At 66.0% G+C, this 23421-nt stretch carries 19 protein-coding genes, 1 other RNA gene and 1 riboswitch; of the genes, 12 read left to right on the forward strand and 8 right to left on the reverse strand.

Annotated elements, in window-relative coordinates:
- Positions 1 to 30: 30 nt before the first annotated feature.
- Genes A7D16_RS10255 through A7D16_RS23520 form a run of 3 tightly spaced genes read right to left on the reverse strand, consistent with a single transcriptional unit; the run spans position 31 to position 2054 of the window.
- Positions 31 to 672, reverse strand: coding sequence for a response regulator (locus tag A7D16_RS10255; protein WP_064632306.1), 642 nt, complete (start codon positions 670 to 672; stop codon positions 31 to 33).
- The gene (locus A7D16_RS10260; RefSeq protein ID WP_064632308.1) at positions 672 to 1868 is read right to left on the reverse strand and encodes a sensor histidine kinase; all 1197 of its coding nucleotides are present in this window, start codon (positions 1866 to 1868) and stop codon (positions 672 to 674) included. Before A7D16_RS10260 ends, A7D16_RS10255 begins: the two co-directional genes overlap by 1 nt.
- A gap of 9 nt (positions 1869 to 1877) precedes the next feature.
- Complete coding sequence (locus A7D16_RS23520) at positions 1878 to 2054, reverse strand: hypothetical protein (RefSeq protein WP_161945032.1); 177 nt, start codon at positions 2052 to 2054, stop codon at positions 1878 to 1880.
- A gap of 56 nt (positions 2055 to 2110) precedes the next feature.
- On the opposite strand from A7D16_RS23520, the gene A7D16_RS10265 reads away from it, so the two are divergent.
- The 5 genes from A7D16_RS10265 to A7D16_RS10285 all read left to right on the forward strand — a co-directional run bounded on the left by A7D16_RS10265 (position 2111) and on the right by A7D16_RS10285 (position 5210).
- The gene (locus A7D16_RS10265; RefSeq protein WP_064632310.1) at positions 2111 to 2710 is read left to right on the forward strand and encodes a GNAT family N-acetyltransferase; all 600 of its coding nucleotides are present in this window, start codon (positions 2111 to 2113) and stop codon (positions 2708 to 2710) included.
- A 3-nt stretch (positions 2711 to 2713) separates the two neighbouring features.
- Entirely contained in the window at positions 2714 to 3460 is a 747-nt protein-coding gene (gene minC / locus A7D16_RS10270) for a septum site-determining protein MinC (RefSeq protein ID WP_064632312.1), read from the forward strand.
- A gap of 35 nt (positions 3461 to 3495) precedes the next feature.
- On the forward strand, positions 3496 to 4305 hold the full coding sequence (gene minD / locus A7D16_RS10275) for a septum site-determining protein MinD (protein ID WP_064632313.1): 810 nt from the start codon (positions 3496 to 3498) through the stop codon (positions 4303 to 4305).
- A 2-nt stretch (positions 4306 to 4307) separates the two neighbouring features.
- The gene (gene minE / locus A7D16_RS10280; RefSeq protein ID WP_064632314.1) at positions 4308 to 4565 is read left to right on the forward strand and encodes a cell division topological specificity factor MinE; all 258 of its coding nucleotides are present in this window, start codon (positions 4308 to 4310) and stop codon (positions 4563 to 4565) included.
- Between the two features lie 147 nt (positions 4566 to 4712).
- Entirely contained in the window at positions 4713 to 5210 is a 498-nt protein-coding gene (locus tag A7D16_RS10285) for a hypothetical protein (protein WP_095522341.1), read from the forward strand.
- A 21-nt stretch (positions 5211 to 5231) separates the two neighbouring features.
- Here the strand turns inward: A7D16_RS10285 and A7D16_RS10290 are convergent.
- The 3 genes from A7D16_RS10290 to A7D16_RS10300 all read right to left on the reverse strand — a co-directional run bounded on the left by A7D16_RS10290 (position 5232) and on the right by A7D16_RS10300 (position 7368).
- Positions 5232 to 5307: non-coding RNA, sX9 sRNA (locus tag A7D16_RS10290), on the reverse strand.
- 62 nt (positions 5308 to 5369) lie between these two features.
- Complete coding sequence (locus tag A7D16_RS10295; protein ID WP_064632316.1) at positions 5370 to 6659, reverse strand: sensor histidine kinase; 1290 nt, start codon at positions 6657 to 6659, stop codon at positions 5370 to 5372.
- A complete protein-coding gene (locus tag A7D16_RS10300) occupies positions 6652 to 7368 on the reverse strand; it encodes a response regulator transcription factor (protein ID WP_064632318.1) in 717 nt (238 codons plus the stop codon). Before A7D16_RS10300 ends, A7D16_RS10295 begins: the two co-directional genes overlap by 8 nt.
- Before the next feature lie 214 nt (positions 7369 to 7582).
- Here A7D16_RS10300 and A7D16_RS10305 point away from each other — a divergent pair, with 214 nt between their 5' ends.
- The 5 genes from A7D16_RS10305 to A7D16_RS10325 all read left to right on the forward strand — a co-directional run bounded on the left by A7D16_RS10305 (position 7583) and on the right by A7D16_RS10325 (position 16048).
- On the forward strand, positions 7583 to 9316 hold the full coding sequence (locus A7D16_RS10305; RefSeq protein ID WP_064632321.1) for an ArnT family glycosyltransferase: 1734 nt from the start codon (positions 7583 to 7585) through the stop codon (positions 9314 to 9316).
- A gap of 99 nt (positions 9317 to 9415) precedes the next feature.
- Positions 9416 to 10180: a phosphatase PAP2 family protein gene (locus A7D16_RS10310; RefSeq protein WP_064632413.1), complete on the forward strand. Its 765-nt coding sequence runs from the start codon at positions 9416 to 9418 to the stop codon at positions 10178 to 10180.
- A complete protein-coding gene (locus tag A7D16_RS10315) occupies positions 10177 to 11844 on the forward strand; it encodes a phosphoethanolamine transferase (protein WP_064632323.1) in 1668 nt (555 codons plus the stop codon). Before A7D16_RS10310 ends, A7D16_RS10315 begins: the two co-directional genes overlap by 4 nt.
- A gap of 111 nt (positions 11845 to 11955) precedes the next feature.
- Positions 11956 to 13974 carry a M2 family metallopeptidase gene (locus tag A7D16_RS10320; RefSeq protein ID WP_064632325.1) on the forward strand — a complete coding sequence of 673 codons (2019 nt, stop codon included), beginning with the start codon at positions 11956 to 11958 and terminating at the stop codon, positions 13972 to 13974.
- Between the two features lie 139 nt (positions 13975 to 14113).
- Positions 14114 to 16048 (forward strand): XVIPCD domain-containing protein, encoded by a 1935-nt coding sequence (locus A7D16_RS10325; protein ID WP_064632327.1) that lies wholly within the window; start codon positions 14114 to 14116, stop codon positions 16046 to 16048.
- A 261-nt stretch (positions 16049 to 16309) separates the two neighbouring features.
- Here A7D16_RS10325 and A7D16_RS10330 read toward each other — a convergent pair whose 3' ends face one another.
- On the reverse strand, positions 16310 to 16714 hold the full coding sequence (locus tag A7D16_RS10330; protein ID WP_064632329.1) for a hypothetical protein: 405 nt from the start codon (positions 16712 to 16714) through the stop codon (positions 16310 to 16312).
- 16 nt (positions 16715 to 16730) lie between these two features.
- Positions 16731 to 17984 carry a multidrug effflux MFS transporter gene (locus A7D16_RS10335; protein ID WP_064632331.1) on the reverse strand — a complete coding sequence of 418 codons (1254 nt, stop codon included), beginning with the start codon at positions 17982 to 17984 and terminating at the stop codon, positions 16731 to 16733.
- A gap of 262 nt (positions 17985 to 18246) precedes the next feature.
- A riboswitch (glycine riboswitch) is annotated at positions 18247 to 18361 on the forward strand.
- Between the two features lie 99 nt (positions 18362 to 18460).
- On the opposite strand from A7D16_RS10335, the gene gcvP reads away from it, so the two are divergent.
- Both gcvP and A7D16_RS10345 read left to right on the forward strand, forming a co-directional pair.
- Positions 18461 to 21388, forward strand: a complete 2928-nt coding sequence (gene gcvP / locus A7D16_RS10340) for an aminomethyl-transferring glycine dehydrogenase (RefSeq protein WP_064632333.1) — start codon at positions 18461 to 18463, stop codon at positions 21386 to 21388.
- A gap of 380 nt (positions 21389 to 21768) precedes the next feature.
- Positions 21769 to 23403 carry a carboxylesterase/lipase family protein gene (locus A7D16_RS10345; protein WP_064632335.1) on the forward strand — a complete coding sequence of 545 codons (1635 nt, stop codon included), beginning with the start codon at positions 21769 to 21771 and terminating at the stop codon, positions 23401 to 23403.
- The last annotated feature ends 18 nt before the right edge of the window (positions 23404 to 23421 follow it).

Genomic DNA, 23421 nt, shown 5'->3' on the forward strand with positions numbered 1-23421 from the left:
AGCGCCGAGGTCGGCGGCGCTGCACGGGGCTCACACCAGCTGCAATTCGAACGCCTTCAGCACCGCGCGGGTGCGGTCGCGTACGCCGAGCTTGGACAGAATGTTGGAGACGTGATTCTTGATGGTGCCTTCGGCCACACCGAGCGAATTGGCGATTTCCTTGTTGGAAAAGCCGCTTGCCATCAGCCGCAGGATCTCGGTCTCGCGGTCGGTGAGCGGATCGGGCCGGTCCAGGCTGACGAATTCGTTGCGCATGTGCTCCAGGCCCGACAGCAGGCGCTGGGTCACCGCCGGCTGCACCAGCGAGCCGCCATCGGCCACGGTGCGGATGGCGCCGACCAATTGTTCCAGCGAGACGTCCTTGAGCAGATAGCCCTTGGCACCGGCCTTGAGCCCGGCCAGCACCAGTTGGTCGTCGTCGAAGGTGGTCAGGATGATGGTCGGCGGCAGCGTGCCGTTGCGCGAGAGCATCTGCAGCGCTTCCAGCCCGGACATCACCGGCATGCGCATGTCCATCAGCACCACGTCCGGCTGGATCTGCGGAATCTGCTCCACCGCCTGCCTGCCGTCGGAGGCTTCGGCCACCACCTCGATGCCGTCGTCCAGCGCCAACAGCGAGCGGATCCCCTGGCGCACCAGGGTTTGGTCATCGACCAGGCACACACGGATCATCACAATACTCCTTGAGTCACGGCCGCAGGCATCAGTGCCGGCGCGCCTGGAACACAGATGCGCAGGCCGAAGCCGTCACCCCGCCGGGTTTGAATTTCGAGCTGCCCACCATACTGGTTCAACCGCTCGCGCATGCCGCGCAGCCCGTTGCCGGGCGCGACCGCATCGGCGCCGTGGCCGTCGTCGCGGGCGTCGATCAGCACGGTGTCGGCATCGCGGCGCACCTGGATCCACAGGTTGCGCGCGCCGGCATGGCGCACCGCATTGGTGATGATTTCCTGGGTACAGCGCAGCAGCACGTGGGCGCGCTCGGGGTCGTCCAGGGTCAGCGGCTGGGCAATATCCAGGTGGATGTCCAGCGACGGCACCTGGGTGACCAGCGGGCGCAGCGCCGCTTCCACGTCGATCGCGCCGCTGTCGCGCAGGTGGCTGACCGCCTCGCGCACATCGGTGAGCAACAACTTGGCCAGGATATGCGCCTGGCGCACGTGTTCCTGGGCCTGGCCCTCGGTGATGTGGCCGGCCACTTCCAGGTTGAGGCTGAGCGCGGTGAGGTGGTGGCCGAGCAGGTCGTGCAGCTCGCGCGAAATGCGGGTGCGCTCGTTGATGCGGGCGCTCTCGGCCAGCAACGCGCGGGTGGCGCGTAGTTCGGCGTTGAGCCGGCGCTGTTCTTCGCGGGCATCGGTCTGCTGGCGCGCGACCAGGCTGGTGACGAAGATGAACATCGAAAAGCCGCCGTACAACAGCGACTGCATCAGCGCAGCGAACAGGGTGAAGTCCGGGCGCAGGTAATAGAACACCGGCAGCACCGCCAGCTGGCTCAGCACCAGCCACAGCACGCCCACGCGCAGCGGCAGCAGCCACGGGATCACCCCGGCCGCCACCATCATCAGGATGCTGCCGAGCCCGGTTCCACTCAGATAGCTCACCGCCAGCGCGCAGACGGTGAGCAGCAACAGGATCAGTCGGTCGTACCAGTGCGCATGCCCGCCGCTGTTCAAACCGCGGGTCAACCAGAAGTAGCTGGCGCCGAAACCGATGAAGAACGCCGACATCATCACCGCCTCGGCCACGCTGCGGTGGTCGCCCTCTTCGGCCGGCGGCCAGTAGGTGTACACCAGGGGCATGACGATCATCGCCCAGGTGAACAGGCCGGCGAAGCGCAGGACGCGCGTATGACTGAGGTATCCCAACATGTCCACATCTTAGGCGGAACCGGCGGCGCTGACCTCTTGCCGGAAGTCATGCATGCGGCCGATGCGCACACGCGCAGGCAACCGCTGACAGGCAGCAAAGATGCCGGTGGCGATGTAACGATGCATGCGGGCGCCGGCCGCGCCGGGCCGATCGCGCGCTTCGGGTCGCCGCTTCAGGCCACGCATGTAATAATCCGGCGCAGATCCGATTTCGGGTCGACGCGTTACCCCACGGAGTCCCAATGTCGATCGTCATCCGCGACGTGCGCGAGCACGAGCTCGATTCCGTCCTGGCCCTGAACAACAATGCCGGACTGGCGATCCTGCCGCTGGATTCAACCAAGCTGCAACGTTTCTACGCGCAGGCCGAGTATTTCCGCGTCGCCGAGCGCGATGGCAACCTGGCCGGCTTTCTGGTCGGTTTCGGAAGCGGCAGTGCCCACGACAGCAGCAATTTCGCCTGGTTCAGGGACCGTCACCCGGAATTCTTCTATATCGACCGCATCGTGGTCGCCAGCCGCCGCCGCGGCGGTGGCGTCGGGCGGGCGTTCTATGCCGATGTGCAGAGCTATACCGAGCTGCGTTATCCGCAGCTGGCCTGCGAGGTGTTCCTGGACCACGGCGCCGATGCGGCCTTGCTGTTCCATGGCAGCTTCGGCTTCCGCGAGGTCGGCCAGAACACCATGGCCGATGTGGAAGTGCGCGCCAGCATGCTGATGAAAGACATGTGCAGCTATCCGTGGGTCAAGCAGACCTATGGCGGCAAGTTGCCCGACCACTTGCCGTGGGTGGGCCGGCCGCGTCATGCCGCCGCCACCGCCAAGCCATCGACGGGGAGCTGAGTTGTGTCGAGTGTGAATGTGGATTTTGAACAGGCCGGCGAACTGAAGATCGGCCAGGTGGGCATTGCCAACCTGCGCGTGCGCACGCTGGATGTGCCGCGGCTGGTACAGGAAATGCGCGAGCGCGTGACCCGTGCGCCCAAGTTGTTCGGCCGTGCAGCGGTGATCCTGGATTTCGGCGGGCTGTCGCAGGTGCCGGACGTGGCCACCGCCAAGGCGCTGCTGGACGGCCTGCGCGATGCCGGCGTGCTGCCGGTGGCGCTGGCCTACGGCACCAGCGAGATCGACCTGCTGTCCCAGCAGTTGGGAGTGCCGCTGCTGGCCAAGTTCCGTGCGCAGTACGAGCCGGTGGCGGTCAGCCCTCCGCCGCCACCGCCACCGCCCGCACGAGCCGAACCGGCACCGCCGGCCGCCCGGCCTGCACCGGGCCGGATGCAACGCACCGCGGTGCGTTCGGGCCAGCAGCTGTACGCGGAGAACTGCGACCTGACCGTACTCAGTACGGTGGGCGCCGGCGCCGAGGTCATCGCCGACGGCAGCATCCATATCTACGGTACCCTGCGTGGCCGCGCTCTGGCCGGCGCGCAGGGCAACCCCGACGCGCGCATCTTCTGCCGCGACTTCCACGCCGAACTGGTTGCCATCGCTGGCCACTACAAGGTGCTGGACGATGTTCCCATGGACCTGCGTGGCAAGGCCGTCCAGGTCTGGCTGGAGCAGGATCAGATCAAGATCGCTGCGCTTGATTGACGCGGCCCAACCACAGAAATATTCGGAGAAATCCTTTGGCTGAAATCATCGTAGTCACCTCCGGCAAGGGCGGCGTCGGCAAGACCACCACCAGCGCAAGCCTGGCCTGCGGGCTGGCCAAGCGCGGCAAGAAGGTCGCGGTCATCGACTTCGACGTCGGCCTGCGCAACCTGGACCTGATCATGGGCTGCGAGCGGCGCGTGGTGTACGACTTCGTCAACGTGGTGCATGGCGAAGCCACGCTCAAGCAGTCGCTGATCAAGGACAAGCGTTTCGACAACCTGTACGTGCTGGCTGCCTCGCAGACGCGCGACAAGGATGCGCTGACCCAGGAAGGCGTGGAGAAGGTGCTGAAGGATCTGGCCGCCGACGGCTTCGAGTACATCGTCTGCGATTCGCCGGCCGGCATCGAAAAAGGCGCATTCCTGGCGATGTATTTCGCCGACCGCGCGGTGGTGGTGGTCAACCCGGAAGTGTCGTCGGTGCGCGACTCGGACCGCATCATCGGCCTGCTCGACTCCAAGACCCGCAAGGCAGAAGAAGGCAAGAACGTGCCGGCCTTCCTGCTGCTGACCCGCTACAGCCCGGGCCGCGTGGAAGGCGGCGAGATGCTCAGCATCACCGACGTGGAAGAAGTGCTGGGGCTCAAGGCCATCGGCGTGATTCCCGAGTCCGGCGATGTGCTCAACGCCTCCAACAAGGGCGAGCCGGTGATCCTGGACGGCGAGTCCCCGGCCGGCCAGGCCTACGACGACGCGGTCGCCCGCATCATGGGCGAAGAGCGCCCGATGCGATTCACATCCGTGGAGAAGAAGGGCTTCTTCAGCAAGCTGTTCGGAGGGTGAGCATGGGACTATTCGACTTTCTCAAGGCCAAGAAAAACACCGCCGAGACCGCCAAGAACCGCCTGCAGATCATCATTGCGCAAGAGCGCAACCACCGCGGCGGGCCGGATTACCTGCCGCTGATGCAGCGCGAATTGCTGGAAGTGATCAAGAAGTACGTCAACATCGACGCCGATGCGGTGCGGGTCGACCTGGTCAAGGACGGCGAGCACGACGTGCTGGATATTTCCGTCGCGCTGCCGGAAGAAGGCGACAAGTAACGCGGCCATGGCCGCCAGCGTGCAGGCCATCGGCGCGCGCGCTGTGTGGCAGTCGCCGCACCATCATCACGACGGTACCGTGTTCGCACGGTACCGTTTTGGTATCTGCCCCATTGCGCGCCCTGGAGCGCGCCCGACCGCGAACGATTGCGCGTGACCTCCCATCCTGTTGCTACATCCGATGCGTCCGCGGTGCTGTGCGTGGCCGATATCGGCCTGGACGCCCCTGCCGCGCTGCTTGCGCGCTACGGCCTGCGCCTGCACCGTGTGGAGGCAGGCGCAGCGATCCCGGGCAGTTTCTGGGGCGAACCGGAAGCGGGCATCATCGGCTGCGATGTGTATGTCCGCGACGACACGCCGGTGCATTCGCTCCTGCATGAAGCCGGACATCTGATCGTGCTGCCGGCGCAAAAACGCGCCGCGGTGCATACCGACGCCACCGATTCGGTGGATGAAGAAGACGCCACCTGTTACCTGCAGATTCTGCTGGCCGAGCAGTTGCCCGGTGTGGGCAGCGCGCGCCTGATGGCCGATATGGACAGCTGGGGCTATACCTATCGCCTGGGTTCCACGCGCGCCTGGTTCGAGCAGGACGCGGAAAACGCGCGCAGCTGGCTGGATGCGCGCGGCTTGTTGCCGGCCTGATCCTGCGCTGCGCGTTACAGCGGCTATCAACCTGTTACGAGCAGTCGTCAGTCAGGCGTGGACGGCACGCAGCAAGCGCAGTGTTCGAGTGATACCTGCCGCAGCGGGTAGTGGCCGCGTACCGCCCGGCGGTGAACGCAGCCGTGGTGTGAGCCGCTGTCAGTGTGCGGCCGCAGTGGCACCGGAAAGATCCAGCGTGGCCACCGTGCCCTGCCCTGCGTTGGAATCCAGCTGCAGATGCCAGCCCAGGTGTTCGCACAAGCGCCCGATCAGTTCCAACCCGATGCCACTGCCCTGGCGTGCGTTGCCGCGTGCCAGACGCGTATAGATGGCACTGATCTCTTCCGGCGTCATGCCATGCCCAGGGTCGGCGATGCGCACCACGCCGGGTGCGGATAACGCGATGCGGATGATGCCGCGGTCGCTGTTTTCGATGGCGTTGCGCAGCAGGTTGCCGATGGCGGTCTGCACGATGGCGACCGGCGCGACCAGGCTGCACCGCGGCAGCGTGTCAATGACCAGTTGCAGGTCCTTGTCGGCGCACAGATGCGTGTGGTCGGCCACGATGTCCGGCAGCAACTGATCCAACCGCAACGTATCGCTGCTGCGCACCAGCCGGCCCGGATCCTTGGCCAGCACCAGCAGCAAGGTGATCAATTGTTCGACCGATGCACTGGTCTGCGCGATGCGCTGCAACTGATGGCGCACCGCCGGCGGCGTGCCGGGTTGTTCCAGCGCCAGTTCCACCGCATTGCCGATCACCGCGACGGGCGTGCGCAATTCGTGGCTGGTGTTGTCGATGAAGGCGCGCTCGCGCTCGACGAACTTGCTGTTGCGCGCGAGGTAATCGTTGAGCGCATCGGCGATCACGTACAGCTCTGCGCTGCCCTGCGGCCCCACTGCAATCTGCTGCGCACGCTGCTCCGGGCGCAGCGCGCCGATGTCGCGTGCCAGTTCGACCAGCGGGCGCACCAGCCGGGCCATCGCATAGGTGCCCATCAGCAGGGTGATGCCGATCAGCGCGATGCCGGCGGCCAGCATCCAGCGGGTCAGGAATTTTTCCAGCGCTTCGAAATCGGTGATGTCCAACACCAGGGCCAAACGGCCGGTCTGCGCGGTGTCGCGCACCATCACCGCACTCTGGCGGCCGGCGATCTCCAGTTCGTCGTGCAGGCCCGGATGCAGCGTGCGTAGTACCGGCGGCACGCCCGCGCTGCCATCGACGCGATACAGCCGCAAGGTGTCCGAGTCCTGCCAGTGATAATCCGGGTTCTGCGCGCCGCGATCGAGAATGCTGTCCAGTTCGGAATTCAATAGCGAGCGCCACACGCCGTGTTCGGCGCGTTCGTGCAAGTACTGCGCGGTGCCGAACACCGCCAGCGTCATCAACAGCGTGTAGCCGAACAACCACACCAGCACGCGGCGACCCAACGGGCGCTGTTCAGACATCGCTGCAGTCGCCTGCGCCCAGCGGCTCGGCCGCATCCAGCTGCGCCAGCCGGTAGCCGAGCCGCGGCAGGGTGTGGATCAGTTTTTGCGCGAACGGGCCATCCACGCTGCGACGCAACTCGTAGATATGCGAGCGAAGCATGTCGCCGTCGGGCGGGTCGTCGCCCCACAACGATTGCTCCAGGCGTTGCCGCGTCACCGCCGCCGGGCTGGCCTGCATCAGCACTTCGAGCAATTTGCGGCAGGCCGGATACAGGTGCAGTACCTGGCCGGCGCGGGTGGCTTCCAGCGTGGCCAGGTCCAGGCGCAGGTCGGCCACCTGCAGCAGCTTGCCGCGACGGCGGCCGTGCGCACGCGCCAGCAAGGCTTCGATGCGCACTTCCAGCTCGGGCAGCGCGAACGGTTTGGTCAGGTAGTCGTCGGCGCCGGCGCGGAAGCCGGCGATCTTGTCGGGCAGTTCGTCGCGCGCGGTGAGCATGATCACCGGCAACTCGGACTGGTGCTGCTCGCGCAGCCGGCGCAGCACTTCCGGCCCATCCATGCGCGGCATCATCCAGTCCAGAATCAGCGCGTCGTACTGCTGGGTGGTGGCCAGGTGCAGGCCGGTGACGCCATCGGGCGCCGCGTCCAGGGTATGGCCGCGCGCTTCGAAGTAGTCGAACAGGTTGGCAACCATGTTGCGGTTGTCTTCGATGACCAGCAGCCGCATGAGCGGGGTTCCAGGGCGGCCCGGCAGGGGCAGTGTGCGCATCCTAACCGAGGCCAGCCAAACGCGGCCGGTATCGCCGGAACCGTCTCGCAATCGGTTGCTCAAGCACCCATCACGCTGCAACGCCTGCACTGCGACGTGCGACCCGCTTGCGCGCTCCGACAAATTTCCGACCTACTTGCCAGATAGTGTGTGCCCCGCATTTACTCAGGGCGTGCGCGTGTCGGCTGCCATCTCTGCCTTCCCATCCCGCCAGCGCGCGCTGCTGGCCGCGTTGCTGTTGATCGTGATCAGCCTGCTGGCGGGGCTGGGCATGCGCCAGCCCAACCCGCCGGACGAACCGCGCTTCGTACTGGCCGCGCGCACCATGGTCGAGACCGGTCAGTGGCTGCTGCCGCACCGTGGCAGCGAGTTGTACGCAGAAAAGCCACCGGTGTTCATGTGGTTGCAGGCCGCGACCTACACGTTGATGCCGCACTGGCCGGTGGCATTCCTGCTGCCGTCGCTGCTGGCCGCGCTGGCCACGTTGTGGCTGACCTGGGACATCGCGCGCCGGCTGTGGAACCGGCGCGTGGCGGTGTATGCAGTGCTGGCCTTGTTCACGGTGCTGCAGTTCGGGCTGATGGCCAAGCGTGCGCAGATCGACATGGTGCTGGTGGCGCTGACCACGCTGTCGTTGTGGGGGCTGCTGCGGCATGTGCTGCGCGGGCCGGACTGGCACGCATGGACGCTGGGGTTGTTTGCCGCCGGTGTCGGCACGGTGACCAAGGGCGTCGGGTTTCTGCCGCTGCTGCTGTTGCTGCCGTGGATGGCGCTGCCGCGCACGCATGCGAGCGTGTTGCCGGCACGTGCGCAGGCAGGGCGCAGCTGGTTGCTGGTGCTGCCGGCGTTCGTGGCGGGCACTGCCGTGTGGCTGGGGCCGCTGTGCATTGCGCTGCTGCACCGCGACGACCCGCAACTGCATGCCTACGCGCACGAGCTGTTGTTCAAGCAGACCGGCACCCGCTACGCGCATGCCTGGCATCACGTCAAACCGTTCTGGTACTACCTGCAGGTGATTGCCACCTTGTGGCTGCCGGGCTGCCTGTTGTTGCCGTGGTTGCTGCCGGCCTGGTGGCGGCGGCTGCGGCGCGGCGACCCGCGTTATGTGCTGTTGCTTGCCTGGAGCGTGCTGGTGCTGCTGTTCTTCAGCGCCAGCCCGGGAAAGCGCGAGGTCTACATCTTTCCGATGCTGCCGGCGCTGTGCATTGCAGCGGCGCCGCTGCTGGCCGGGCTGTTGCGCCGACGCGGCGTGCGCGTGGTGCTGAGCGGCTATGTGGCACTGCTCGCGGTCGCCGGCCTGGTGCTGGGCGGCGGCATTGCGCTGCATCTGCACTGGGCCGAAAGCACCGCATTGAAGCGTGGGATGGAACTGGCCTCGCTGCAGTCGGTGGGGTTCTGGTTGATCGGCCTGGGCATGGTCGGCTTCGCCGCGGTTGCATGGTCGCGCGGCCAACGCGCCGGCACCGCATTGGTCGTGATGACCGCCGCGCTGTGGACGGTGTACGGACTGGGCTTGATGCCGGCGCTGGACCCGTACAGTTCGTCCGCGCGTTTGATGCAGCGCGTGGGCCAGCGCATCGGCCCGGACGCACAGCTGGGCATGCTGGCCTGGCGCGAGCAGAACCTGCTGCAGGCCGACCGCCCGGTCACCGACTTCGGCTTCAAGGCCAGTTGGGAACAGCAATGGACTCACGCTGGCCCATGGCTTGCGCAGGCGCCGCAAAAACGCTGGTTACTCGTGCTCAAGCAGGCGATACCGGCGTGCGTCGATCCGGCGCAACGCATCGATATCGGCGAGTCCAATCGCAATCAATGGCAGTTGGTGCCGGGCACGGCATGGCACGCCGGTTGCATCGCCACTGCGTCCGACAGCGAACAAACCGGGAGCGACAGCGAGACAGACTGAACGCTCGGTAGCGGGTTAACGACTGAGCAACTCCGGTCCGACCGCTTTCCGACATCCGGGTTTCGAAGATGCCGGGCATTGACACAGGCCGACATCTCGATGAGTTCTCTTCCTCTCCATGCGCCCAACGTGGCGCATACCGCCAGCGATGTGCAGGCGCAGTTTCTTGTTCGGCATCTGTGGCTACCGCTGGCCTGCGTGCTGTTGGCGAGTGCGCTGCTGATGGGCGCCGGTGGCGACCAGTGGATTGCCGACGCGCTGTATCGGCTGGAAGGCGGGCACTGGCTGCTCAAGGACCATTGGTTCACCAGTGGCGTGATCCACCGCGTGGGCAAATGGTTGAGCACGACTGCCGGTGTCAGCGCGTTGGTGCTGGCCAGCGTTGCGTGGTGCCGGCCGCGCCTGAACGCACTGCGCTGGCCGCTGACGTATCTGGCCGCATCGGTAGCACTGTCGACCTCGCTGGTGTCGCTGTTCAAGTCGTGGACGGCGATGGACTGCCCGTGGGATCTGAGCCGTTATGGCGGCACGCACGCAATGATCGGGCTGTTCGAATCGCGCAACGGCATTGCTGCGTCCGGTTGTTTTCCAGCAGGCCATGCCAGTGCCGGCTATGCGTGGGTGGCGCTGTATTTCTGTGCGCTGGCGCTCCGTCCTGCATGGCGCTTTGCAGGTTTGTTCGCAGGCTTGGCAGCAGGTCTCGTTTTCGGTGTTGCGCAACAACTGCGCGGTGCGCATTTCCTGTCGCACGATGTCTGGTCGTTGGCGGTGTGCTGGGTGAGCGCACTGGCACTGTACGGCGTGATGCTGCAACGGCCGCGTCGCGCGCTTGGCGTGATGTTGCTATCAAGGGACGCAGCATGAGTACCTGGTTACCGGAACCGCGCGGGCATAGTGGCCTGCGCGCGCTGACATGGAGTACGCGGCCGACGGTGTCGACCGAAGCACTGGTGCTGCTGTCGAGCCTGTTTTTCGCGCTGGTGTGCAACCAGCTGTTCTGGCGCACGGCGATGGCCACGCATCCGGGCAGCCTTGGATTTGCGATCTCGCTGATGGCACTACTGGTGGCGGTGCATGCGCTGCTGTTGGGCGTATTGGTCTGGCGCTGGAACGCAAAACCGCTGCTGACGCTATTGCTGTTCACTACCGCATTGGCCGCGCACTACATGGACAGCTACAACGTCTATCTGGATGCGGACATGCTCCGCAACGTGCTGCATACCGACCACAAGGAATCGCGCGAGCTGCTCACGCCCGGCCTGATCCTGCCGCTGGTGTGCTACTTCCTGATTCCGACCACGTTGCTGTGGCGCACGCGTCTGCGCGTGCGCAGCGTGGGCAAGGCATTCCTGGTGCGGGTGGGATTTTTGCTGGCGGTCGCGGTAGCGGGCGCTGCGGGCACCATGCTGTCGTCGCAGGACATTTCCGCATTGATGCGCAATCACCGCGAAGTGCGTTACCTGGCCACGCCGATCAACTACATCGTGGCGTTGCGGCAGAACCTCAAATCCGAATCGCCGATCAAGCATGCGCCCAAACAGCCGATCGAACACGACGCCATGGCCACGCCGCGCGCTGCGGGCAGCCGCCCACGTCTGTTGCTGCTGGTACTGGGCGAAACCGCACGCGCGCAGAACTGGGGACTCAATGGCTATGCGCGCCAGACCACGCCGGAGCTGGCGCAGGCCGGGGTGATCAACTTCCCCGACATGCATTCGTGCGGCACCAGCACCGAAGTTTCGGTGCCCTGCATGTTCTCGCCGTACGGCCGGCGCGATTACAACGAAGACATGATCCGCGGCCACCAATCGTTCCTGCACGTACTTGAACACGCCGGCATCTCCACGCTGTGGCGCGACAACCAGTCCGGCTGCAAGGGTGTCTGCGACGGGCTGGAGATCCAGAGGCTCGATGACGCCACTACGCCGGGCCTGTGTGCCGATGGCCGTTGCATGGACGAAATCCTGTTGCGCGATCTGGCGGCGCAGGTGCGTGCCAAACCCGGCGACCGCGTGGTGGTACTGCATCAGCTGGGAAGCCATGGGCCGAGCTACTTCGAACGTTACCCGGCGCATTTCGAACGCTTCAAGCCCGTCTGCAAGACCGCCGACCTGGGTAGCTGCAGCCGCCAGGACATCGTGAACGCTTACGACAATTCCATCCTGTACACCGACCATTTCCTTAACCAGGCCATCCACACCTTACGCGGGCTGCAGGACTACGACACGGCGATGATCTATCTCTCCGACCATGGCGAATCGCTCGGCGAAAAAGGCCTATACCTGCATGGCGTGCCGTATGCGATCGCGCCCAAGGAGCAGACCCGTGTGCCCATGGTGATGTGGTTCTCGCCGGAGTTCGCGCGCGACCGTGGCTTGGATGAAACCTGCCTGCGCCACCGTGCGGGCCAATACACCGACCAGGATGCGCTGTTCCCCTCGGTGCTGGGGCTGATGCAGGTCAAGACCAGCGTCTATGCACCCGAGCGCGACCTGTTCGCCAAGTGCACGGGGACGACGCTGCGCTGATCGGCAATGCCTGCCGCCAGGCTGCCGCACTGCCCACGTGGCACGCGCTGGCCCTTGCCCTGAAACCCGGCGCGCTCTAGCCTTCGCCGGACTTCACTGCAAGGACCACCCGTGAATCCTCGTTTGCTGTTGCTGGCGTTGGCTGTGGCTGCCGGCACCTTGAGCTTGTCGGCCTGCCGCCGGGATGCGGCACCGCCGGCCACACCCGCCGCGACCAACACCACGCCAGCCGAAAGCGCCGACCAGTTCGTTGCGCGCATCAGTGCCGAATACAAGGCGGCCTATCCGGAAACCACCGCGGCGCAGTGGCTGTCGTCCACCTATATCAACGGCGATTCGCAGCTGCTCGCGGCCAAGGCCAACGAGCGTTCGCTGGCGCAGCTGGATCGCTGGATCGAACAATCCAAGCAGTACGCCGGCACGCCGATGTCGGCCGACAGCGCGCGTGCGCTGCAGTTGCTCACATTGATGAGCGCCCTGCCCGCACCGCGCGATGCGGCCAAGCTGGCCGAACTCACCCGCATCGCCGCCAAGATGGAAGGCGATTACGGCGCCGGCAGTTACTGCGTGGGCGAAGGCGAGCAACGCCGCTGCCGCCAGCTCGGCGAACTGGAGCAGGTGCTGGCCAGCAGCCGCGACTACGCCGAACAACTGGACGCGTGGCAGGGCTGGCACAGCACCGCACAGCCCATGCGCAAGGACTACCAGCGCTTCGTCGAGCTTGCCAACGAGGGCGCACACGGGCTCGGCTTTGCCGATGTCGGGGTGTTGTGGCGCAGCGGTTACGACATGCCGCCGGCCCAACTGGCCAGCGAAACCGACCGCCTGTGGGAACAGGTCAAACCGCTGTACGCGCAGTTGCAGTGCTACGCGCGCGGCAAGCTCGACACGCAATACGGCAAGGACAAGGGCGAGCTCCCCGGCGGCCTGTTGCCGGCGCATCTGATGGGCAACATGTGGCAGCAGGACTGGAGCAATCTGTGGGATCTGCTGCAGCCCTACCCCGGCGCTGGCGACCTGGACATCACCTCTGCACTGGAAAAGCAGTATCAGGGCAACCTCACCGCCGTGCTGGCACGCAACACCGGTGGCGATGGTGGCGCTGCCGCACGCTTCAACGCCGAACGCGAAGCGCAACTGCGCACCGCCAAGCAGATGACCGAACGCGCGCAGGATTTCTACATCTCGCTCGGCATGCCCAAGCTGCCGGACACGTATTGGCAGCGCTCGCAGTTCATCAAGCCGCTGGATCGCGATGTGGTTTGCCATGCCAGCGCCTGGGACATGAATATGGGCGGCGAGCCGAATCAGAACATCGGCGCGGATGTGCGCACCAAGATGTGCATCAAACCCACCGAGGAAGACTTCACCACCATCTACCATGAGCTGGGCCACATCTATTACGACCTGGCCTACAACCCGTTGCCGCCGCTGTTCCAGAACGGCGCCAACGATGGGTTTCATGAAGCGATCGGCGACACCATCGTGCTGGCGATGACGCCCAAGTACCTGCAGTCGATCGGCATGGTGGGCGAACAACAGACCGGCCGCGAGTCGTTGATCAATTCGCAGATGCGCATGGCGCTGAGCAAGGTGGCGTTCCTGCCATTCGGCCTGATGATCGACCGTTGGCGCTGGGGTGTGTTCGACGGCTCCATCACGCCCGAGCATTACAACCAGGCCTGGTGGGAACTGAAAGCCAAATACCAGGGCGTGGCGCCGGTGAGCGCACGCGGCGAAGAATTCTTCGATGCCGGCGCCAAGTATCACGTGCCCGGCAATACGCCATATACGCGCTATTTCCTGGCGCATATCCTGCAATTCCAGTTCTACAAGGGGCTGTGCCAGGCCGCCGGCCATCAGGGCCCGCTGTACGCATGCAGCTTCTACGGCAACAAGGACGCCGGGCAGAAGTTCTGGTCGATGCTGCAGCGCGGCTCCAGTCAACCCTGGCAGACCACGTTGAAGGAACTCACCGGCAACGACAGACTCGACGCCGGCCCGATGCTGGAATATTTCGCGCCGATGAGCGAGTGGCTGAAGCAGCAAAATCAGGGGCAGATGTGCGGGTGGCAGGCGACTGCGCCTGCTGCCGCGAGCAACGCGCCTGCGCCTGCCGCGCTGCACTGACGCGCCGCTGCCGCTGCGGCATGCAGCATGCGGCGGCCGTCACCAGGGCCGCCGCCTAACGTTCCTTTGATAAACGCCTAAAACGCCGGCGATATACTGCGCGCCCGCTGCACAGGCGCAGCATGCAGGAAGCATTCTAATGAGCAACGCCTCCACCGGCCCGGACGCACGCGATGTGGACCGCAACACGCAGTTCATCGACGATGCGAACGATCGCGCATTCGACCCGACCTACAGCAGCTCCAACAGCGAATACGCGGTGAAGGTGGGAAGCGGCACCGTCTCGGTCACCCCGGCAGAGCAGTCGGCCAAATATTCGCAGACCAGCGAGCAAAGCAGCGGCAGCCCGACGCAGCCACTGGGCGAGGCCAGCCTGCGTCGCGGCGGCGCGCTGAGCGCAGGCATGCTCAGCGATGCCGATGCAAGGACCACCACCTTCAGCCTTGAGGCCGATGCACAGACCGGCCAGCACCAAAGCCTGCAATCCAAGCTGGGCGACAGCAAGCTGAGCATCGAGGCAGGCGCCAGTGCCGGGCAGCGCATGCGCTACGCAGTGACACTGCCCGGTGTCGATCAACCGCTGGAAGCCGCCAGGCGAGTCAATCCGCTGCAGCCGGAGAGCCTTCCGATCGGCGCACGCGCGGTGATGGACACCCAGACTTTTGTGCAGCGCGAATCCTCGGCAAGCCTGCGATCGCTGACCACGCAGAGCGAGATCACCGAAGCCAGCGGCCGCAGCTACATGATCGAACGCGTCGACGCGCGCCACGTGCGGGTGGTGACCGGGCCGAACGCGGCCATCGAGGCGGTGAATGCGTTGGGCATCAAGGCCGGACCGGCGCAGGCCCTGCTCGGGCGCGCCGACTCCCTGGGCCAGTCGCAGGTGCACAGCGCGCAATTCGACCTGGCCGATCCGCGTGCGCTTGCGGCCATGGGCGCGTTCGTGCGCGAGGGCAAGATTGCCCCGGGCGTTCCGGGCGTCGATGAGATGCAGACGCTGGAACGGATCAATTTCAGCTCGCAGCAGCGTCTGCAGCTGGAACTGGGCCCGCTCAGCGCCGATGTCGCCGGCAACCGCAACCAAGGCAGCCAGGTGCGCATCAGCACGCCGGGCCAGGACGGCTACACCGTGGTGCAACAGCTGCAGTACGGCGACAACGTGCCGCTGACGATCGTGCGCCAGTACGACGGCAACGATGCCGAACGCGTGGAGCAGCGCAGCTACCGTTTCCAGATCGATGGCGATGTGGCCGCGCCGGGCTTGTTGCAGCGCCTGGGCGGGCGCAACGAGGCCAGCGAGGAAAAGGCAATCGCGCAGACCCTCAACAGCGCGTTGAGCGGCGAGATGACGGGCACCGGCGCAATCGCGCCAGGGCAGAAGACCACGCTGGAATTCAGCCAGGTGCAGATGCAGGCGCTGCTGGAGCAGACCCGCGCCAGCGCCGACGCCGGCAAGATCGGCGGTAGTGCGTTGACGGCGCTGGTCGGCGACCGCAATGCTCCGTCGCAGTCGCCCGAGCAGTTCGCAATCGCGATGGCGCGCAATGTGGGTGGGTCGCCTTATGGGTTTGCCGAGCGGCTGCAGCGCATCGCCGACGGTGCCGACGGAACATACGACGGCCAGCTGCAGCGTGTGGATGCCAGCGTACTGCCGCGGCCGACGGACGCCACCCCAACGCTGCCGGACCCGCGCGATGCAACGCACCCGGATCATGCGTTGCTGCAGCAATGCATGGCGGCCGTGGAGCGCCTGCAGGCGGCACCCGGCCCCGCGACCGGGATGGACAGCGAACGCCTGGCCTTGGGGTCGGTGGTGGCCGCACGCGAGAATGGCTTGCAGCGGGTGGATCACGTGCTACTCGGCAACGATCCCGCGCGCGGGTTCGTGGTGCAGGGAGCGCTCGACTCGCCAGCGCATCTGCGGGGCAGCTTCGACGCCAAGGCTGTGCAGGAGGAGCCCATTGCCAACAGCCTGCAACGCCTGCAGGCGCTGGAACCCAGCACGGAGCGCGATGCTGCCACGCAGGCGCAGGCGTCGCAGCAGGAAACGCAGCGACAAGCGCAGGCGCGCTGAGACTGCGCGCTGGGGGCTGCAGCTGAATCCCCGATCGAAAGCGTTCGAAGACACGCATGGGGCCAACCACGATGTTGGCCCCATGCGCTGGACGGGAACAATGGTCTGCTGGCTGGCCGGCGATGCCGCGCGACACAGCTGCCAGGCAGCAGATCCAACACCGGCCAGCTGCACACCCTTGCAGCTGGCACGGCAAACCGGTGACCCGTTCTAAATGCCGCAGACCTCAAGGCGCCAGCGAAGGCACACGGCGAGCGTGGCTCAATTGAGCTTGGCGCCCCCCTGCAAGCGTTCGCTCAACTTGGTCTTGAATTGCTCGAACTCCATGCCGTCGGCCTGGGCCTCGGCGTGCGCGGCGTCTTTCAGCGCGTCCGAATAGGTCAGCCGCACCGGCGTGCCCTGGCGTTCGTGCAGTTCGGCGGCGCGCATGATCAGCGCCAATACCTGCGCAGCGCTGGTGCTTTCGCCGGCGATGCGGCCATCCATGCCCAGTACCCATTCGCCGTCGCGGCGGACGATGCCGGCCAGCAGCGTGCGTTGCTGGTCGCGCAGTTCGGCATGCGCCTCGATCGGGGAGACCGGCGCGGGATTGGCGGCGGCCTGGTTGCGCTGGCGCTCGGCGGCGCGCTTGCGGGCATCGCGGCGCAACTTGGAATCGGTGGACATGCAGGCTCCTGTGGGGTCAGAGGTGGTCGGCCGGCTCCAGAGGCACTGCCTCGGTGGCCTGGCGGTGCCGTAAACGGCGGCCGCTGCGGCGCTCCCAGCGCCAGAATAGCCAGCCCAGCAGGAAAAAACCGGTCATGCCGAGCGCCAGATGCCGCGGATGTTCACTCAGCAGCGGCGAGAGCACCCCGGCCACCACCGTATTGGTCATCAGCTGGGTGAACGCCTGCAGCGACGAGGCCAGGCCGCGCTGCTGCGGGTACATGTCCAGCACCGCCAGCGCGAGAATCGGGAAGATCAACGCCATGCCGACGCCGGCCAGGAAGATCGGCAGCACCGCCCAGGGCAGCGCGATCTGCGCCACCGCGAACGTATAGGCCAGGTTGACCAGCGCCGCCACGCCGCAGCAGATGAAGCCGATGCGGGTCTGCCGCACCGGGTTCATCTGGCCGGCCATGCGCCCGGACAGGAACGAACCCAGCGTCATGCCGCCGATGGTGGGAATGAACAGCCAGGCGAAGTCGCCTTCGCCCAGATGCAGGTGCTGCATGATCAGCACCGGCGCCGAGGCGATGTACAAGAAGATGCCTGCGAAATTGAACGACCCGGCCGCGGCCAGCCGCTGGAAGCGCGGATTGAAGCCGATGCGCACGTAGTCCTGCAGCAGGCGCTTGAACTGCAGCGGTGTGCGTGCTTCCACCGGATGGGTTTCCGGCAGCCAGGTCATGGTGGCCACCAGCAGCACCAGGCCGAACACCACCAGAAACCAGAAGATCAACGGCCAGCCGGCGCCGCTGAGCAGGATCCAGCCACCAATGATCGGCGCGATGGCCGGCGCGATGCCGAAGATCATCGAGACCTGGCTCATCAGCCGCTGCGCATCCGGGCCATGGAACAGGTCGCGGATCACCGCCCGCCCGACGATCATGCCCACGCCGGCCGACAGGCCCTGCAACGCGCGGAACGCCAGCAGCGTGGGCAGGTCCTGCGACAGCGCGCAGCCGATCGAGCCGGCGATGAACAGCACCAGCCCGCCCAGGATCACCCGCTTGCGGCCCCAGGCATCGGACAGAGGCCCGTGCGCAATGCTCATCACGCCATAGGCCAGCAGATAGACGCTGATGGTCTGCTGGATCGCCACCTGGTCCACCGCCAGGCTGCGGCTGAGCCGCGAGAACGCCGGGAAGATGGTGTCGATGGAAAACGGGCCGAACATCGCCAGCCCGGCGAGCAGCAGCGCCGTGCGACGGGTGGAAGGCGTGGTGGGGGGCATGCAGGAATCCGCAACGTGGTGCATCGGGGACGCACGCCGGCATCCGCCCAGCGCGCGCCGGAAAGAGCGTGAGGGCGCCGATGATAGGCGCTTGCGCCGACAAGGTTAAGCAAACCCAAGCAGATGGGCAGTGCCGATGACCCGCGCGGGCGCTGCAGCACGTGCGGCCACGCTATAATTGTGCGGCAACACGGTGGGAGAAGCGGCACTGCCGCTGCCGAAGGCGCAACAGCCCGTAATCGCTCAGGCCCGATACCATCCGCAGTACAACTCTGGAGAGACCGGCCGATGCCGGCGCCGAAGGGGCACGGAACGCAGGCAGGCCAGGCGCCAGGCCGCGTTTTTAAACTCTCAGGCAAAAGGACAGAGGGGCGCGAGGAAGACCGTCGCTGCGGCAGGTCGTGGTGCGCTCATGCGCGCCATGCCGGTTGCGGTGCGGGTCGACCATTCGTCTGCCCCTGCCCCGGATGCCCGCCATGTCCCAGCCCCCGTCTTCCCTGCGCGACCTCGAACACCACAGCGCGTTCGTCGAACGCCATATCGGCCCCAACGACGCAGAAATCGCGCAGATGCTGGCCGTGGTCGGCCATGCCTCGCTGGATGCGCTCACCGACGCCATCGTGCCGGGCAACATCAAATCGCCGGCCGCGCTGGCGCTGCCCGATGCGATGACCGAAGAAGAAGCGCTGGCCAAGATCCGCGCCATCGCCAGCAAGAACCAGGTGCAGCGCACCTTCATCGGCCAGGGCTATTACGGCACCCACACGCCGAAGGTGATCCTGCGCAACATCCTGGAAAACCCGGCCTGGTACACCGCGTATACGCCGTACCAGGCGGAGATTTCACAGGGCCGCATGGAAGCGCTGATCAATTTCCAGACCCTGTGCGCGGATCTGACCGGCATGCAGATCGCCAACGCCTCGCTGCTGGACGAAGCCACCGCCGCGGCCGAAGCGATGACGCTGGCCAAGCGCTCGGCCAAGTCGAAGTCCGACATCTTTTTCGTGCACGACGCAGTGCACCCGCAGACGCTGGAACTGCTGCGCACGCGCGCCGAGCCGCTGGGCATCGTGCTGCGCGTGGGCACGCCGCAAGAAGCGCTGCAGGCCGAGTGCTTCGGCGTGTTGCTGCAGTACCCGGACAGCTTCGGGCACATCGGCGATCACGCCGCGCTGGCCAATGCGGTGCATGCGCAGGGCGGCCTGGTCGCAGTGGCCACCGACCTGCTTGCGCTGACCCTGATCGCCGCACCCGGCGAATGGGGGGCGGACATCGTGGTCGGCAATTCGCAGCGCTTCGGCGTGCCGTTCGGCTTTGGTGGCCCGCATGCGGCGTTCATGGCCTGCCGCGATGCCTACAAGCGTTCGATGCCGGGCCGCCTGATCGGTGTGTCGATCGATGCCGCCGGCAACCCGGCGTATCGCTTGACCCTGCAGACCCGCGAGCAACATATCCGCCGCGAAAAGGCCACCTCCAACATCTGCACCGCGCAGGTGCTGCTGGCGGTGATGGCCTCGATGTATGCGGTCTACCACGGTCCCGATGGCCTGACCCGCATCGCGCGCCGCACCCATCGCCTGACGGCGATCCTGGCGGCCGCACTGCGCGGTGCCGGCGTCACTGTGGGCGAGCATTTCTTCGACACCCTGCACGTCAAGGCGGTCGATGCCGACGCCATCCACGCCCGCGCACGCGCGGCCGGCATCAACCTGCGCGCCATCGACAGCGAAGCGGTCGGCATCAGCCTGGACGAAACCAGCACGCGTGCCGATGTGGTTGCGCTGGCCGCTCTTTTCGGCGCCACGGCAGATGTGGATGCGCTCGATGCCGCCACCGCCGATGCGTTGCCGCAAGGCCTGCTGCGCACCAGTGCCTTCATGACGCACCCGGTGTTCAACACCCACCACAGCGAGCACGAACTGCTGCGCTACATGCGCTCGCTGGCCGACAAGGATCTGGCGATGGATCGCACCATGATCCCGCTGGGCAGCTGCACCATGAAGCTCAACGCCACCGCCGAAATGATCCCGGTGACCTGGCCGGAGTTCGGCGCGATCCATCCGCTGGCGCCGGCCGAACAGTCGGCCGGTTACGCGCAGCTGATCGACGAACTGGAAGCGATGCTGGTCGAATGCACCGGCTACGACGCGGTGAGCCTGCAGCCCAATTCCGGCGCGCAGGGCGAGTATGCCGGCCTGCTGGCGATCCGTGCCTATCACCGCTCGCGCGGCGAGGCGCATCGCGACATCTGCCTGATCCCGGAATCCGCGCACGGCACCAACCCGGCCTCCGCACAGATGTGCGGCATGACCGTGGTGGTCACCAAGTGCGATGCCAACGGCAATGTCGACGTCGAAGACATCCGCGCCAAGGCGGAGAAATACTCCGACCGCCTGGCCGCACTGATGATCACCTACCCCTCCACCCACGGCGTGTTCGAAGAAGACGTGGTGGCGATCTGCGAAGCCGTGCACGCGCATGGCGGCCAGGTCTATACCGACGGCGCCAACATGAACGCGCTGGTCGGCGTGGCCAAGCCCGGCAAGTGGGGCTCGGACGTGTCGCACCTGAACCTGCACAAGACCTTCTGCATTCCGCACGGCGGCGGCGGCCCGGGCGTGGGCCCGTGTGCAGTGAAGTCGCACCTCGCACCGTATCTCCCGAAGACGCTTCCTAGTGCCGGCATCCGTGCCGGCGAAAATCAAACAGCTGCCATCCATGGCAGCGGATTGAAGGGCGGCGAAGGCGATGTGGGCATGGTCAGCGCGGCCAGCTATGGCTCTGCCTCCATCCTGCCGATCAGCTGGATGTACGTGACCATGATGGGCAGCGCCGGCCTGCGCAAGGCCACGCAAGTGGCCTTGCTCAATGCCAACTACATCGCCAAGCGGCTGGCCCCGCATTACAAGACGCTGTACACCGGCCGCAACGGGTTGGTGGCGCACGAGTGCATCCTGGACGTGCGCCCGCTGGAGAAGACCAGCGGCATCGGCGCCGAAGACATCGCCAAGCGGTTGATCGACTTCGGCTTCCACGCGCCGACCTTGAGCTTCCCGGTGGCCGGCACCTTGATGGTGGAGCCGACCGAAAGCGAATCGCAGCATGAGCTGGACCGCTTCATCGACGCGATGATCCAGATCCGCGAAGAGATCCGCGCCATCGAAGACGGCCGCTTTGACCGCGACGACAACCCGCTCAAGCACGCACCGCATACCGCAACGCAGGTGTCGGCCAGCGAGTGGACCCATGCCTACCCGCGCGAACTGGCCGCCTTTCCGCTGCCCAGCCTCAAGCATCAGAAATACTGGCCGCCGGTGGCGCGCGTGGACAACGTCTATGGCGACAAGAACGTGATGTGCGCCTGCATCCCGGTGGATGCGTACAAGGAAGACGCCGAGGCCTGAGCGGCACACCAGCGACGGTGAAGAGAAAACCCGGCCGGTCACACGGCTGGGTTTTTTAATGCGCTGCGTATGGATGCCAATGCGCGGTGCGTACTTCGGCTGGCAGCCGCAGCACTGCGGTTTCGCTGCCGGCGGCGAGCATGCTGCGTTGGCAGATTGCCGGCGCAGCTCTCGCCCTGGATCTCATCGCCAACAGCATCCACGTCGGGCTGAAGCTCGACGCATGCCCGAAACAGCGCGATTGAACGGCCATGCAGCGCACGGGGCCGGCTCACTGTGCGATCCGCTGCGCGGCGCGCGCACCACTCTCTCGTTTGCCTGGCCTACACGTGCCATGCGGATGATGGCGAACGCTCTCACTCCACAGCGGACCCTAGCGCATGCGTGAACTGAACTCTCTTGCCGCCGTGCTGATGGCAGCTTGCCTGCTGGTCGGCTGCGCACCGCGTCGTCCTGGCGAGGTGCCGGCGCTGGTGCATGCGCCCGATGCGCGTGCCGAGGTGGTGCAGACCGCAACCGGCCCGGTGCGTGGCGTTACCAGTGCGCAAGGCCGGGCATTTTTGGGCGTGCCGTTTGCAGCGCCGCCGGTGGGCGCACTGCGCTTCCGCGCGCCGCAACCGTTGGCCGCATGGAGCCAGGTCCGCGATGCCACCCAGGCCGGGCCCGCCTGCTTGCCGCGCTATCGGTTCGGACAGAAGCATGTTTCCGAAGATTGCCTCACGCTCAATGTCTACGCGCCGCCCGGCCCCGTACCTGCGCATCCACGCGCGGTGATGGTGTGGATCTATGGTGGCGCGCTGGAGCTGGGCAGCAATGTCGACTACGACCTGAACGCGTTGGCCGCGCGGCAGGACGTCATCGTGGTGGCGCCCAATTACCGGCTGGGTGTGTTCGGGTTCTCCGCGCATCCAGGTCTGCGTGGCGAAGGCGAAGGCGCGTATGCATTGCTCGACCAGCAGGCGGCCTTGCGCTGGGTGCAACGCAATATCGCAGCGTTCGGCGGCGACGCGCACAACGTCACCGTGTTCGGCGAATCGGCCGGTGCGTGGAGCATCTGTTATCAACTTGCCTCGCCCAGTGCCGCCGGCTTGTTTCAACGCGCCATCCTGCAAAGCGGCAGTTGCCTGGCGAGCGATTCCAGCGTGCCGCAGCGCGAAGCAGAAAGCGGCGGCGTGCGTATGGCGCAGAGCGTGGGCTGCGCGCAGACCAGCGATATCGCCGCCTGCCTGCGCGCGCTTCCTGCCGACACGCTGGCCGATGCAAAACCACAACGACGCGGGCTCACCGGCAGCAATGCGTGGGCACCGATGTCCGGTGGTGAGGTGATGCCGCTGCCGCCAGCGGCCGCGATTGCCAGCGGCCAGCATGCGCAGGTGCCGGTACTGATCGGCAACAATCGCGACGAGGGACGTTTGTTTGCGCAGCTGCTGTCCTACATCGGCAAGCTCAACTTGCGCAGCGGCTATGCAGCGCGCGTGCAGCGCATGCATGCCTCGCCCGGCCCGATCCTTACGCAGTACGCCGATGTGGCTGCGCAATCGCGCTGGGAGGCATTCGCCGATATCGTCACCGATGGTGGCTTCGCCTGTCCCACGCGTCGGCTCGGGCAGGCCTTGCGTACCCATGCGCCGGTGTACGCGTACGAGTTCGACGACCCGCAGGCACCGTATGGCCTGTTGCGCCTGCCGTTTTCGCACGCTTTGGGTGCCTTTCATGCCTCCGAACTGGTGTATCTGTTTCAGCGCCCGTGGGTGCTCAGCGGCGATGCGCAGTTCAGTCCGGCGCAACAGGCGCTTGCCAATACGCTGCAGGATTACTGGGGTGCGTTTGCGCGCACCGGGGATCCCAATGGCGGTCAGCGGCCGCAGTGGCCGCGCTTCGACGGCGATTCACCGCTGACGCTGTCGCCGCACAGGATCGGCGCAACGCCGGACTTCGTGCAGCGTCATCGTTGCGCGTTCTGGGATGCGCATGCAGACACTGCGGCAACATCGCTGCCGCCATCGTCGCACTGACGCGGCGACATCGGTACG

It is taken from the genome of Xanthomonas nasturtii, assembly GCF_001660815.1.
Classification (GTDB): Bacteria; Pseudomonadota; Gammaproteobacteria; order Xanthomonadales; family Xanthomonadaceae; genus Xanthomonas; species Xanthomonas nasturtii.